Source organism: Shewanella sp. SM73 (assembly GCF_025653795.1).
GTDB lineage: Bacteria > Pseudomonadota > Gammaproteobacteria > Enterobacterales > Shewanellaceae > Shewanella > Shewanella oncorhynchi.
Genome location: NZ_JAKKRY010000005.1, coordinates 324,201 through 338,443, shown reverse-complemented (window position 1 = coordinate 338,443; position 14,243 = coordinate 324,201). Strand labels below are relative to the sequence as shown.

Below are 14,243 nucleotides of genomic sequence, written 5' to 3'. Positions count from 1 at the left end.
AGCGCGAATTTATAATGCGTGACATTGAGTGGAGTTGTTAATGGAAAAAGCAACAATATTAGTCGTCGATGACACACCTGAGAATATTGATATTTTGATTGGTATTCTAGGTGATGATTACAAAGTCAAAGTGGCGATCGATGGGCCAAGGGCATTAGCGTTAGTGACAAAATCGCGGCCTGACTTGATTCTACTCGATGTCATGATGCCAGGTATGAATGGCTATGAAGTCTGCAAGCTGCTAAAGCAAGAGCCGCTGACCAGCCATATTCCGGTGATCTTCGTGACCCCCTTATCTGAAATTGCTGATGAAGCCCAAGGTTTTGCATTGGGCGCGGTGGATTACATTACTAAGCCTGTCAGTGCGCCTGTCGTTAAAGCGCGAGTTAAAACGCATCTTGCGCTCTATGATCAAAAACGTCTACTCGAACAACAAGTTAAAGTTCGTACTCACGAATTAGAAGAAACCCGCTTCGAGATTATCCGTCGTCTTGGTCGTGCCGCTGAATACAAAGACAACGAGACGGGTCTACATGTTGTGCGTATGAGCCATTACGCCCGTATATTAGCGATAAAGCTCGGCTTACCGACAACCTTTTGTGACTTGATTTTTAATGCGGCGCCTATGCACGATATTGGTAAAATCGGTACGCCTGATGCAGTGCTGAAAAAGCCTGGGAAACTTGATGCGCAGGAATGGGAAATTATGCAGCAGCACGCCGCCATAGGTGCAGAAATTATTGGTGAACATAGCGATCCGTTATTGCAAATGGCCCGCCGTATCGCCTTAACTCACCATGAGAAGTGGGATGGTTCAGGTTACCCCAATGGCTTGGTAGGCGAAGAAATTCCCCTTGAAGGGCGTATCACCGCGATTGCGGATGTGTTCGATGCGTTGACGTCCCAGCGTCCTTACAAGCAGGCTTGGACGATTGAAGCGACTATGGAGCTATTTGAAAATCAAGCGGGAAAACATTTCGATCCTAAGCTTGTGGAGGAGTTCAAGCAAATCCTGCCAGAAGCAATTGCTATTCGAGATACTTATTTAGAAAATTAATGCTCGAAGTGCATTGACTAAGATAAAGGCGCCATTGGCGCCTTTATTCTGCTTCAATATTTTATACTAATCATATTAAATCAAAGTATTATGCTTCATCTAATGAGTAAGGCAGGGCTTGGATCGTTAAATGTGATTGTTCATCGTCGGCAAAACGTAGTTGAGTATCATTAGCCGTGTCATTAGGAAGTACGGCGGTTAACAAGACTTGGTTGCCGCGCTGTACAAACTCAATGATTTGACCTCCACGGCGAAAACTGTCTTCCATCGCGATTTCAAGGCCTGATGCTAGGTTGATTTGAAGATTGGTGTGACCGCGCAAAATATACAGGGCGCGTTTATTACCACCGCGATATTTCATTCGCGCTATGGTTTCTTGTCCCATGTAGCAGCCCTTGTTGAAGCTGATACCGTTAACCGCTTGTAGATTACACATCTGCGGTACGTACTGGCTGGCATGGCTGGCGGCAAGGTTGGGGTAACCTGCTGCAATCTCTAACGCTTGCCATGCACTGGCGTCAAATACACTCAGTTCCGATTGCGCAACTAAAGCTGCTGCGGCATCTGGTGTTAATACTAAAATAAAACGTTCAGCGTCTTTTAAAATCGCACCATTTTCAATGAGTGTGAGCTCTTGCTGAATGTCACCAAAATGTTTGTTCACGAATTGGTTTGCCTGTTCACCGGCAACCCCGAGCAGAGTCCACTCAGCGGATGCATTGCTTAGGGTGGCTTTACTAAACACGGCATATTTTTGTAACTGGGGTAAATCGACTTCGATGGCATCCTTTGGCATCAACATAAAGAGTGCATCTTGAATGGCAAAGGTTCTGAAACTGGCCAGCATTTTACCTTTAGGATCGCAATGGGCGCCCCAGCGCCATTGATCTGTGGCCAATGAGCTGATATCTGTGGTCACTTGGCCATGGATAAAACTGCGGCCTTGTTCTCCAACGACTTTGATGAGGCCCAAATGAGATAAGTTGGCAAGCATAAGTGGAGGCAAGGTAGCGTCCAGATCCCAATGGGGCGTAGAAACTGAAATAGTCATAGCGAGATCCTGAAAATGAAGACGATGTGAGAGGCTAGATTGTAACGGAATTCCAGTTGGCTCAAAAGCATAAGGCGCACATATCTGTGAATGATCTGTGCGCCTTATTATGTGTGCTTTAGTCGATAGGCTTAAAGCGAGTGGAGTTTAAAGTTTAAAACAGCACGCGGGTACGCAATGTACCTTCAATGGCTTTAAGTTCAACTAAGGCTTCTTCCGCTTGAGTTGTGTCGACTTCCATCACGACATAACCAATTTCTGCGGTGGTCTGCAAATATTGGGCGGCGATGTTGATGCCTTTTTCCGAGAAGGCTTGGTTGATCTTGATCAACACGCCCGGACGGTTTTGGTGAATATGCAGCAAGCGCGAGGTGCCTTTATGCGTTGGTAATGACACTTCAGGGAAGTTAACCGCAGAAACGGTTGAGCCGTTGTCTGAGTATTTAGCGAGCTTACCCGCGACTTCGATACCAATGTTTTCTTGGGCTTCGGCCGTGCTACCGCCGACGTGCGGCGTGAGGAGAACATTGTCTAAACCGCGTAGAGGACTGATAAATTCATCGTCATTCGATTGTGGTTCAACGGGGAATACATCGATTGCTGCACCTGCGAGGTGACGTTCTTTTAACGCAACGGTTAAAGCTTCAATATCGACTACAGTACCGCGTGATGCGTTGATAAAGATGCTGCCCTTTTTCATTGCTGCAAACTCGGCAGCGCCTATCATGTCTTTTGTTTGTGGAGTTTCAGGGACATGTAAGCTTACTACATCAGCTTGTGCTAATAGGAGTTCCAACGAATGGACTTGTTGTGCGTTACCTAGTGGCAGTTTGTCTTCGATATCGAAGAACACGACACGCATACCTAAGGTTTCCGCCAGAATGCCAAGCTGAGTACCAATATGGCCGTAACCAATTACACCTAAGGTTTTACCACGCACTTCATAGCTGCCCGCTGCGGTTTTCATCCAGCCACCACGGTGAGCGATAGCGTTGCGTTCAGGGATACCCCGCATCAACATAATGATTTCGCCAATCACGAGTTCGGCAACACTGCGAGTGTTTGAGAATGGCGCGTTAAATACTGGGATACCAAGGGATTCGGCGGTGGCAAGGTCAACTTGGTTGGTTCCAATACAGAAACATCCTATCGCGATTAACTTCTCGGCACGTTTCAGCACCTCTGCAGTTAATTGGGTACGCGAACGAAGTCCCACAAAATGCGCATCTTTAATGGACTCAAGTAAGGCTTCATCGCTTAAGGAAGCTTTGTGGTATTCGATATTGGTGTATCCCGCACGTTCAAATACATCGACCGCAGATTGGTGGACGCCTTCCAACAGCAGGATCTTGATCTTATCCTTGTCCAGCGAATGTTTCGCCATGATATGGGTACCCTCTAATTAATAGAAATGTTTCTTATGATATGCTCACAACCTTCACCCACCAAAGTAGCACTTTTTTTGCTCAGTGTGGAGGGCTAGATGGCTAAAGTTAATATTCTAAATTTAGAACAATATCGCATAAGAGGAAGAAACATTGAATAACAAAATCGCATGGTGCGGTATTTACCTCTCAGTTTTGGTGTGGTCGGCGATAAAACCCGCAGATCCTTTCACGTGGTGGCTCGAAGCCTTGCCTGCATTGATTGCTGTACCGATTTTATTCTTTACTCGCAAACGTTTTCCACTGACACCTTTAGTATATTTTCTCGTCTTAATACACTGCTGTGTGTTGTTTGTAGGTGCTCATTATACTTACGCTGAAGTGCCGTTATTCGACACGATTGCCGATTGGATGGGTTCAGAACGTAATAATTACGATAAAGTGGGTCATTTTGCGCAAGGTTTTATCCCAGCCATGCTCGCCCGTGAAATTATGTTGCGTAATCAAGCTGTTAAACCTGGGGCTTGGTGTGCGTTTCTTGCCACTTGTTTTGTACTCGCTTTTTCGGCGTTTTATGAACTGATCGAATGGTGGGTTGCCGTGGCAACTGGCGAAGGGGCTGAAGCCTTTTTAGGGACTCAAGGCTATGTATGGGATACCCAATCTGACATGTTTCTTGCCCTCATTGGTGCTATTGTCGCGTTAGCTTTACTGTCTCGTTTTCAAGATAAACAAATCGCGAGACTCAAGCAGAGGATTTAGCGGCTAAAAGTGGGTGATGCTCTCTGTTTGAGTTGTAAGACTTTTTTCCCTGAAATATATGGTGTGAGTGTGATGACATTGAGTTGTCATACTTTAGTGTTGTTATTGTGTTTTCTTTGTGTTGCAACTTTGGATTGATAACGTCATAGTTGGAAAGTATTAGGTGCTGGGCGTTGGCCAAGTAAAACGGTATTTTTGACTGTTATTCCATTTTATTGTGGTGAGTTAGTCGAACCTACTAGCATTAAACAGGGAATAGTACATTTGGGTGATGTTTTTCAATCGTTAACTAGTCAGAATTAACTAGGTTAATGGAATGTTGAAAAATCTAACTAAAAAGACGAGTCAAACATACCATTTTGCAATAGAGAATACTTTTCAGGGAGGAGAGTCATTGAGCACAATTAATGAATTGGTTTTTTTACACCAAATGGCCGCGCCATGTCATTTAGCGTTACTCGCTGAATCCATAGGTTTGAAAACGCGTATAGTAAAGCATGCGGCAGAACTGGATTTAGACAAGAGTCGCCGTAGTTTTTATCTGATCACCCAAAAAGGTTCAGCATTAGATAACAAAGGGATACCTCTGTTAGCTTCGCGATTAGTGTCACATTTTCCTGTGGCGCTGTATCAAGTTGAGCGAGACTCCTTAGACCAAGAATCTGCAATGTTGCTCGGCATTCGAGGTATTTTATTTGCCGATCAACGTATGGATCTGATGTTAACGGGTTTACGTAAAATGGTGGCAGAGGAACTTTGGTACGATAGAACTTTGCTAAGCAAAATGTTTCGCCGTGTCGTACAAAAGTTAGAAGGTAATAATGAGATGCCCTCTGATACTGTAGCTATGCTGCAGATGCTGACATCCCGTGAACGCACTATCATTCAATTCGTATCGAGTGGTGCGAGGAATAAAGAAATCGCTCATAGGTTATGTATCAGCGAACATACAGTGAAGGCGCATATTTCTTCTATTTTCCGCAAGACACAGTCTCGTAATCGGGTTGAGCTTTTACGTTGGGCGCAAACCTATCAAACTCACTTTGAGCTGTGCAGTTAGTCAGTTAAAGATATTGGTCGTTAGCTTTTCGCTGTGAGTGGTTAATGATTGCTGGCATATCAACATAGAAAAGCGGGAATGTTTATTTAAACATTCCCGCTTTTTGTTTAACACCCATTTTATAAACCACCAAAGAGTTTAGCTGTGGTGGTTTAACAGTATTGATTAGTATTGCACTACAGTGGCAACGTTCATATTGCCTGATTGGTTCACGTTGATGCTGTTGTTAGTGCCCGCTTGAGAACCTAACACTAAGTTGTCATTACCCGTTTGAGTGATTGACAGGCTGTTATTGTCACCGCTAACGCCAAATGAATTTGAAGCAAATGAAGTGTCGTTATCGCCGCCTACCCAGTTACCGTTTCCTGATTGAGTAATTTGCGCGGTGTTTTCATCACCTTCAATAATCAGGTCAATAACGTTAAGATCGCCACTTTGAAGTGCGCTGACATCGGCATTGTTGTTGCCAGCAACAGAAATCAATGTTTCGTTCTCAGCGCCATCTTGCTCAACATCAACTTCGTTATCGCTACCCACGGCATCTACATAAGCAAAGTTCTCATCGCCTTCTTGGCTAACTTCAATACTGTTATCTTCACCATCAGCAAAGGCAATGATTTCGTTGTTATCGCCTTTAGAAGATAAATCGAAGTCATTATCTGTACCGTATGCACCAAAGGTTGCGAAGTTCGCATCGCCTTTTTGTTTCAAGTCAACGTCGTTGCTATCGCCCCATACTTGGAACTCCGCACCGTTGACATCGCCTTTTTGAGTGATAGTAATATCGTTATCATCACCTTGGATATCTGCCACTAAAGTATCACCGATAGTGTTGCCGCTGCCATTTTGGGTAATATCGACACTGTTGTCATCACCCGTAGTCATAGCAAGATAAGCCGTGTTGCCGTTACCTTTTTGATCCATTGAAATATCGTTGTCGCTGCCGGCCAGTGCGTAAACGAAGCCAACATGGTTATCACCTTTTTGGACCATGTCTACTGTGTTGTCATTACCTGCAATACCTTTCGCTGCGCCAAAGTTATTGTTACCCGCTTGATTAACAGAAACGTCGTTGTTGTTACCCACGTTAGCGGTTAAGTCGAGAGCGATTAAACCTGCTTGGTTGTTGTCACCGATTTGTGTGATTTTACCGTCGTTGTTGCTGCCTTCAACGCGAAAAACTGCAAAGTTTGCGTCGCCTTCTTGCTCAACAAACACGCTGTTTTCAGCGCCAGTGATTTCAACTTGGCTTTCGTTGACTTCGCCTAATTGGTTAACGAATACCGTGTTATCGTTGCCAGTAACATCGCTACTGCTTTGGTTAAAGAAACCATCTTGCGACACATTTACATTGTTGTTGTCACCTACAACATTTGCACTTGCCACATGCCAGTCAACTTGTTGCGTTATTTGGACCTTGTTATCATCACCCGTTGAATTAATAGCCGCTTCATGCCACACACCGTCTTGGATGACAGTTGCGGTTTGATCTGTACCTGTTTGCACAACCGCAGCAGCGTTAAGGCCACCCGTTTGTGAGACTAAAGTGTCTTGGGCTTGGCCTGACTGTACTACGCTAATTTCGCTCACTGTACTGGCAGCAAAAGCTTGACCGCTTAAACCTGTTGCAATGGCCAAAGCAATAAGTGATTTTTTAGCTTGTGATTTCATGTGACGCTCCCTGTTTAATATTGAGTTATTGAGATTGCAGCACCGTCCGCAATCTGTTGAATCGAAAAGTTGCCGCTTCCTAGTTGGTTCAGTTGCACGAGATTGTCATTGCCAATTTGTGTCACTGAAGCCGTATTTTGACCGCCGACTTGCAGTAGCTGGACTTCATTGTTTGAACCAATCTGTGTGATTAGCGCATCGTTATCATTGCCCACTTGTGTTACATCGGCCTTGTTATCGCTGCCTGACTGGAACAGTAATCCTTGGTTGGCAGTGCCTTGTTGAACCAGCTCGATAAGGTTATCGCGACCGGAACGTTCCAGTAATGCCTGAAGGGTTACGGGTAACTCGTTGACATTCAGCTCTTGTGCTGAAGTCATACAACTACAGAGCAAGATCAGCGGCACCAAAAAGCGTATAGAGGTATTTGGCACGGGTGACTCCTTGCATCAAATATCTTGGGCTGCTTAAAGCAACTTGCATCCCAAATTCAGACCTGAAGATACGAGTCCCGTTAATATGTCGCAATTGGCCAAACGGGTATTTATTCTAGAAAGGATTAACGGAAGGTAAATGATGGCTGTATTAATATCGTATTGATTAAATAGATTTTATATGTTTATTGACGTGTTTTTATTTAAGGGGTCTAGTCTAGTTGTCCTAGTAGTTAAGTCGTATTTGTTGTGAAGAGAGTATTTAATTTTTAAACAATGCAATAACAAGTGAAGGGAAATACATTGACTATCGCGTTTGCATTTTCTTGATAAAAAAAGTACGCGTTTGTGCCTGTGAGAAACTGCTGAGGAGTTTAATTAACTGTAGCAACCTATGTCATTTACCCTGTTTGTAACAACAGGCTTCTTGTCATTGCGGTAATGAATCCTAGGTTAAACAAAGGGACATTACTGTGAGCGGAAAATTAACCATTATTATGATTGAATTCCTTAACGGGGTAGAGAAAAGATTAATACTACTGTCTTATGCGAGATCAGTGCTTTTCTGGTTTTTTTAACTCTTCATGGAATGCTTCGGTACTGATTTGGCTTTTACGGTCTTCCAGTTGTTGCATCGCACTGTTATTACTCACAGTTAACGCATTGAAGCGATTATTGATATCGTCCATTTCGTTAATGTATTCAGGATCGGTTTTCTCTTTATTTTGCCAATAACGCTTACGTTCTAATTTCTGCAATTCACTGGCGCGCAGAATTTCAAAATAGCTATTTTCCTGCTTAAGACGATATATTTCGCCGTCGAGTAACTGCAATAATTTTTCTTTAGAAATGGTTCGGCTATTCAGTAGAGTGTGTAAGGGATCGACAGGAATGTCTCTTTTATCAGAGTCTACTTCAGTCGTTATCCCTAACTGGTATTCGATTTTATGTTGGCTAAATTCCTGCGGACAAGCGGTTTGGCTAAAGACAATTTTGTCATCTTTACGGCATTTATAAATAGTATTTGCCTGTATTGCAGTGGGCAAAATAACACAAATTAGGGTGAGTATCAGTCTTGCCATGAGGCCACAAATCCTTTGTACACTTGCATAGCTATTATGATTTAATTGTTTGATTAAGCATGATAAATAATGATTATGACGTTTACATTATTATGCCTTTATAACTGCTTTTATTAGGCTTAACTGGCTGTTAAGCCCAATAAATTAAAGGATTAGCCATGCATCATTAGAAGGTCAAATTCACTCGTCAATGTCTGCTGCTAATCATTTACCTTAAATTAACATCTGCATCATACTATGGCGTAAATTTAGGGATAAAACCAGTTTTTTGACGCTTCAAATTTTTGGCGCTTGGATTGATTCTAAAGAAGAAAATAGCTTCTGGTCGAGCATTGGGTAAATAAAAAGGAGCGAGTGCTCCTTTTTATTTATTGATAACGCTTAAGAGATTAGCGATCGAACCTTAAGTTGTCGATAAGTCGCGCTTTACCTATATAGGCGGCGGCCAAAATGACTAAGGTTTGGTCTTGGCTCTGCGCTTTCTCAAGCGTGTGGGCATGACGAATTTCCAGATAATCCGGCGTAAAGCCCGCAGCCACTAAACTGATTTTCGCTTGCTCGGTGACAGCATCAACACTCTGACCTTGTTTGATCCCTGCAGCCATAGCATCTATCGCCTGTTTTAATGCTGGTGCAGCGGCTTTTTCTGCGGCGGTGAGATAACTATTGCGCGAACTCATGGCTAAACCTGAGTCCTCACGTATGGTATCAACACCGATAATCTCAATCGGTAATGACAAGTCTTCAACCATAGTTTCAATGACTAATAGCTGTTGATAGTCTTTATTGCCAAAGAGTGCCACATCGGGCTGTACTATGTTGAATAGTTTACAGACGATAGTCGCAACGCCTCGAAAATGCCCCGGACGGCTAGCGCCGCAGAGCAGATCTGAAATACCTGGCACTTCAACATAGGTTTGTTGCGCTAAGCCCTTGGGATACATCACGGCTGGCGTTGGGGTAAACAGCAACTCAGCGCCAGCGGCGGTGAGGGCTTCACTGTCGGCGGCGAGTGTGCGTGGGTAGGCATCGAGATCTTCGTTCTGGCCAAACTGCATTGGATTGACGAAAATCGATACCACCACATGATCACAACGTTTAGCCGCTTCTTTCACTAAGGTGATGTGTCCCCGATGGAGATTGCCCATGGTCGGCACAAAGGCGACAGTTTCGCCCTTGGCACGCCATGCACGCACTTGAGTGCGAATATCATCAATATGGGCGCTAGTGATCATTGAGCCTTACCTTGCATAAATCTGTTATTTGTTAAAAGTGTGTTCTTCGCCAGGAAAAGTTCCTTGGGCAACTTCGTCGATATAAGCACGTACCGCAGAACGAATTTCACCGGTTTGTTTTAGGTAGTTTTTCGAGAAACGTGGAATGTAACCACTTGAAATACCTAACACATCATGCATCACCAATATTTGGCCGTCGGTCGATGCGCCTGCGCCAATTCCAATGACTGGAATCGTTAAGGCTTGAGTGATCGCCGCAGCGAGAGGCGCAGGGATACATTCCACTACGAGTAGTTGAGCCCCCGCGGCTTCTAAAGCCTTAGCTTCGTCGAGGATGCGCTGGGCATTTTCGGCATCGCGGCCTTGCACTTTAAAACCACCAAACACATGAACCGACTGAGGCGTTAAGCCTAAGTGGGCACATACAGGAATACCGCGTTCGGTGAGCTTAGTGACGGTTTCGAGTAACCAGTGGCCGCCTTCGACTTTGACCATGTTCGCGCCAGCTTGCATTAACTCAGTGGCGTTGACCATGGCTTGTTCTGGCGTGGCGTAACTCATAAAGGGCATATCGGCGATCAGCAGCGCACGTTCGATACCGCGACGAACACAGCGAGTATGGTAAGCGATTTCTGCTGTAGTGACGGGCAGGGTATCGTCATGGCCTTGGAGAACCATTCCCAAAGAATCGCCGACCAGCAGCACATCGACACCTTCGCTATCGAACGCGCTGGCAAAACTGGCATCATAGGCTGTCAGTGCCGTGAATTTTCTACCTTCCTGTTTGTATTTCAACAGGGTTGAGCTAGTAATTTTAGACATATGGATGATCTTCAAACCAAATAGAAGTGGTGTTATAAGCTAACTGAGGACGGACTTCAATGATCAATGCCCAGTTGTTGTAACTCGGCCAACATTTTTGTATCGATAAGACTGTCGATGGCAGTGTTGCACGGCAGAATCAGATCCGGTGCAATTGAGGCTAAAGGCACGAGTACAAAGCTGCGCGTTTTCATGCCGTAGTGGGGCACTTTGAGTCTAGGAATGTCAATGTTCTCATTACCATACAAGAGTAAATCGAGATCTAAGGTTCTAGGCCCCCAACGCTCTAGGCGGACTCGTCCTTGGGTGTTTTCGATATGCTGCAGTGCATCGAGTAAAGCTAATGGCGCAAGATCAGTATCGAAACTCGCTACCGCATTAACATAATCGGGTTGCACGACATCGCCCATGGGCGTCGAATGGTAATAGGGAGAAACGACGAGACTATTGCCTAAGGTGGACAATGCCGTCACGGCATTGTCTAATTGCGCCTTGGGATCTTCAAGATTTGCGCCTAATGCGACGTAGACACGGGGCATTATTCAGCCGTTTTAACTTTAGGTGTGCCACTCGCTTTAGGTGCGCTCGTCGGCGCTGAACCATCGGCATTCGGTGCACGAGGACGGCGACGACGTTGGGTGGCATTACGGTTACGGTTTGGCGATTTACTGCCGCTACGCGCTATAGCTAAACGTTCTGTTTCATCGGCTTCGACAAATTGTTGCCACCAAGCGGCACTTTTAGCGACATTACCCGCTTCGACTTCGCCCCTGAGTAAGAGTAAATCGTATGCAGCTCTAAACTTAGGGTGTTCCATTAGTTTAAAGGCGCGAGTGCCTTGGCTACGATCAAAGCGTAACTGTAACTGCCAAATGTCTTTTGCTGGCGTACTAAAACGGCGTGGAATGCTAATGGTTTGGCATTGCTGCTCCATCACATCGCCCATGGCGGCAAAGAAGGCATCATATAACGTCAGGCCACTTTCAACGGCAATATCTTCGGCGCGTTGACGCAGTGGATACCAGAGAAGCGCAGCATAGAAGAATGAAGGTGTGACCGGCTTATCTTCGTTAACTCTTTGATCTGTGCTCTTCATGATGGCTTGCACCATTTTCATGGTCGTACCTTTAGGATCATCTTTTAGCAGAGCGGCCACTTGCGGAAACAGCGGTGCAAATAGCTTGTATTCTTGCATTAATTCGAAGTTGGCTAAGGCTTTGCCTGCAAAGAAGAGTTTTAACACTTCTTCGTACATGCGTGCTGCCGGAATATCTTTGAGCAGCGGCGCTAATTGTTTAATCGGTGCGGCTGTGACGGTTTCGATACCCATGTTGAGCTTAGTGGCGAAACGCACCGCCCTTAACATACGCACGGGATCTTCGCGGTAACGGGTTTCAGGATCGCCGATTAATCTTAGGGTGCCCGCTTTGAGATCGGCCATACCGCCGCCGTAGCTGCGGATCGAGTAATCGCTGATATCGTAATAGAGGGCATTGACGGTAAAGTCGCGGCGCTCGGCATCTTCATCGATTTCGCCATAGACGTTATCGCGCAGCAAACGCCCTTCGGCATTGGCTTTAGAGACTTTCTCATTACTCTCGCCGTGGTGACCGCGGAAGGTGGCGACTTCAATCACATCGCGACCGAAAACAATGTGCGCTAAGCGGAAACGGCGACCGACAACACGGCAATTACGGAATAATTTTTTGATTTCTTCCGGTGTTGCATTGGTCACTATGTCGAAATCTTTCGGTTCAATCCCTAAGAGTAAATCGCGTACACCGCCGCCGACTAAATAGGCTTTAAAGCCAGATTTATTCAGTCTGTATAATACCTTAAGGGCATTCTCGCTGATTTGTTTGCGCGAGATGGTATGGGCATCTCTTGGTACTAACTCTAAACTCAAAGCACCGGAACTTTGTTCAGGTGTTGTTGGTTCAATCTGAGCTGGAGTCGGAGCGGTCGTTTTAGGCGCGTCTTCAAATAGCTGTTTGCAGAATTGGCTGATACGGCGAAAAATGGGACACCTCGAAATATGATCTGTTATTTGATTAAAAATCTGGCGGCTATCATATACCAAATGCGGCCTAATGAGTATATCAGGGCTCGATCAGTATCTCAGATTGTTGCGGTATAGTGGATAATTGAAACTGATCCACGGCTTGAGCGAGCATTTGCGCCACAGAGCCGCGGGTTTCGACGGGGGGTTGGCCTAAAAATGTCAGTGCCGCATTGAGGCTCGCCTGTGGATTAAGTGTATCAATTGCCTGTGCATGATTCTGTTTTGAGAGCTTAAAGCCTTTACTTATGCAGGCGAGTGGCAAGTGCAGCCATTGCGGTGTGGCTAAACCAAAGCTTTGATACAAACTCAGTTGGCGACAACTGGCCTCGATTAAGTCGCAGCCTCGAACCACTTCGGTGATCCCTTGATAAGCATCGTCGAGTACCACGGCCAGTTGATAGGCGTACAGATCATCACTGCGTTTGATGATGAAATCCTCTGCGGCAAAATGGCTATCAACGCAAATATGGCCCATTAGATTGTCATCAAATTCTTGCACTTGCGCCGTGTTGACGATTCGCACCGCACCCGACCTAACAAGATTTGCAGACTGGGTTTGTGGCAATCGGTGGCAGCGGCCATCGTAGACGCCGCCCATGGCTTGAATTTGCTTGCGACTACATTGGCAAAAATAGGCTTTATCTTGGGCGAGCAGCGAGTCAATTTGCGCTTGATAAGCCGCTGTGCGCTGGCTTTGATACAGAGGCACATCATCCCACTCAAATCCATAGGCTTCTAAGGTGCGTAAGATATCATCGGCGGCGCCTTTGACTTCCCGCGGTGGGTCTATATCTTCGATGCGAATTAGCCATTTACCCTGTAGCGAGCGGGCGCGGAGATAGCTGCCAAGGGCGGCGATAAGCGAGCCAAAGTGCAAGGCACCCGAAGGCGAAGGCGCAAAGCGGCCGACATAGGGCTGGCTGGATAAATCGGAATGTAATGGCTTTGACATAACAACTAGATGGTGTTTTAAAGTCGCGACGGTAAAAGTGGATGTATTTTAGAGGGATGCTAAGAGAAAAGCGAATCGGGGTAAATTGGAGTGAGCTTGGCTTAAGCTCGTCGAGATTACGAGTTGCTAGAAACAAATAGGCGGGGAAATCCCCGCCCAGTATGCTTGATTAACCAGCCATTTGTTTCTCTTTGATCTCTGCAAGCGTTTTACAGTCGATGCATTGATCGGCTGTTGGACGCGCTTCGAGACGGCGGATGCCGATTTCGATACCGCAAGAATCACAGAAGCCGAAATCGTCTTCTTCAATTTTTTGCAGTGTTTTTTCGATTTTTTTGATCAGCTTACGTTCTCTATCGCGAGCACGAAGTTCGAGGCTGAACTCTTCTTCTTGTGCTGCACGGTCAACAGGATCGGGAAAGTTTGCGGCTTCGTCCTGCATGTGGCTAAGAGTACGGTCGACCTCTTCACGCAACTGATTGCGCCAAGCTTCAAGAATTGTCTTGAAGTGACCCAGTTGCTTAGCGTTCATATACTCCTCACCCGGCTTTTCCTGGTAAGGATTTACACCTGCGATAGCGAGTACGCCAAGTTTTTTGGTGCCTTCAGGCATAACGCATCTCCTGTAATCATTTGCGTTTGTAGGGCGTCCTTAAGAACGGCCGCTATC

General features: G+C 45.6%; 14 protein-coding genes. 3 read left to right on the top strand and 11 right to left on the bottom strand.

What is annotated here, in order from left to right:
* Positions 1 to 40: 40 nt before the first annotated feature.
* The gene (locus L5M51_RS10240; protein ID WP_263172562.1) at positions 41 to 1,057 is read left to right on the top strand and encodes a two-component system response regulator; all 1,017 of its coding nucleotides are present in this window, start codon (positions 41 to 43) and stop codon (positions 1,055 to 1,057) included.
* Positions 1,058 to 1,145: 88 nt separating this feature from the next.
* Here the strand turns inward: L5M51_RS10240 and ygfZ are convergent, their stop codons facing one another.
* Positions 1,146 to 2,108 carry a tRNA-modifying protein YgfZ gene (ygfZ, locus tag L5M51_RS10235; protein WP_263172560.1) on the bottom strand — a complete coding sequence of 321 codons (963 nt, stop codon included), beginning with the start codon at positions 2,106 to 2,108 and terminating at the stop codon, positions 1,146 to 1,148.
* 154 nt (positions 2,109 to 2,262) lie between these two features.
* On the bottom strand, positions 2,263 to 3,492 hold the full coding sequence (gene serA, locus L5M51_RS10230; RefSeq protein ID WP_105251515.1) for a phosphoglycerate dehydrogenase: 1,230 nt from the start codon (positions 3,490 to 3,492) through the stop codon (positions 2,263 to 2,265).
* Between the two features lie 154 nt (positions 3,493 to 3,646).
* Between serA and L5M51_RS10225 the strand changes: the two genes are divergently transcribed.
* Both L5M51_RS10225 and L5M51_RS10220 read left to right on the top strand, forming a co-directional pair.
* On the top strand, positions 3,647 to 4,255 hold the full coding sequence (locus L5M51_RS10225; RefSeq protein WP_105251516.1) for a DUF2238 domain-containing protein: 609 nt from the start codon (positions 3,647 to 3,649) through the stop codon (positions 4,253 to 4,255).
* 394 nt (positions 4,256 to 4,649) lie between these two features.
* A complete protein-coding gene (locus L5M51_RS10220; RefSeq protein WP_014611267.1) occupies positions 4,650 to 5,315 on the top strand; it encodes a helix-turn-helix transcriptional regulator in 666 nt (221 codons plus the stop codon).
* A 165-nt stretch (positions 5,316 to 5,480) separates the two neighbouring features.
* Here L5M51_RS10220 and L5M51_RS10215 read toward each other — a convergent pair whose 3' ends face one another.
* From L5M51_RS10215 to dksA, 9 genes are all read right to left on the bottom strand, one after another.
* Entirely contained in the window at positions 5,481 to 6,986 is a 1,506-nt protein-coding gene (locus L5M51_RS10215; RefSeq protein WP_263172558.1) for a curlin, read from the bottom strand.
* Positions 6,987 to 7,000: 14 nt separating this feature from the next.
* Positions 7,001 to 7,420: a curlin gene (locus L5M51_RS10210; RefSeq protein WP_131525368.1), complete on the bottom strand. Its 420-nt coding sequence runs from the start codon at positions 7,418 to 7,420 to the stop codon at positions 7,001 to 7,003.
* A gap of 554 nt (positions 7,421 to 7,974) precedes the next feature.
* A complete protein-coding gene (locus L5M51_RS10205; RefSeq protein ID WP_263172556.1) occupies positions 7,975 to 8,502 on the bottom strand; it encodes a DUF4124 domain-containing protein in 528 nt (175 codons plus the stop codon).
* 389 nt (positions 8,503 to 8,891) lie between these two features.
* Positions 8,892 to 9,737 carry a pantoate--beta-alanine ligase gene (gene panC, locus L5M51_RS10200; RefSeq protein WP_198572881.1) on the bottom strand — a complete coding sequence of 282 codons (846 nt, stop codon included), beginning with the start codon at positions 9,735 to 9,737 and terminating at the stop codon, positions 8,892 to 8,894.
* Positions 9,738 to 9,761: 24 nt separating this feature from the next.
* A complete protein-coding gene (gene panB / locus L5M51_RS10195; RefSeq protein ID WP_028761774.1) occupies positions 9,762 to 10,559 on the bottom strand; it encodes a 3-methyl-2-oxobutanoate hydroxymethyltransferase in 798 nt (265 codons plus the stop codon).
* Between the two features lie 56 nt (positions 10,560 to 10,615).
* Complete coding sequence (folK, locus tag L5M51_RS10190) at positions 10,616 to 11,098, bottom strand: 2-amino-4-hydroxy-6-hydroxymethyldihydropteridine diphosphokinase (RefSeq protein ID WP_263172553.1); 483 nt, start codon at positions 11,096 to 11,098, stop codon at positions 10,616 to 10,618.
* Positions 11,098 to 12,639, bottom strand: a complete 1,542-nt coding sequence (locus L5M51_RS10185; protein WP_173497280.1) for a polynucleotide adenylyltransferase PcnB — start codon at positions 12,637 to 12,639, stop codon at positions 11,098 to 11,100. Before L5M51_RS10185 ends, folK begins: the two co-directional genes overlap by 1 nt.
* 19 nt (positions 12,640 to 12,658) lie before the next feature.
* A complete protein-coding gene (gene gluQRS, locus L5M51_RS10180; RefSeq protein ID WP_263172552.1) occupies positions 12,659 to 13,573 on the bottom strand; it encodes a tRNA glutamyl-Q(34) synthetase GluQRS in 915 nt (304 codons plus the stop codon).
* Positions 13,574 to 13,742: 169 nt separating this feature from the next.
* The gene (gene dksA / locus L5M51_RS10175; protein WP_006082967.1) at positions 13,743 to 14,186 is read right to left on the bottom strand and encodes an RNA polymerase-binding protein DksA; all 444 of its coding nucleotides are present in this window, start codon (positions 14,184 to 14,186) and stop codon (positions 13,743 to 13,745) included.
* Positions 14,187 to 14,243 lie beyond the last annotated feature (57 nt).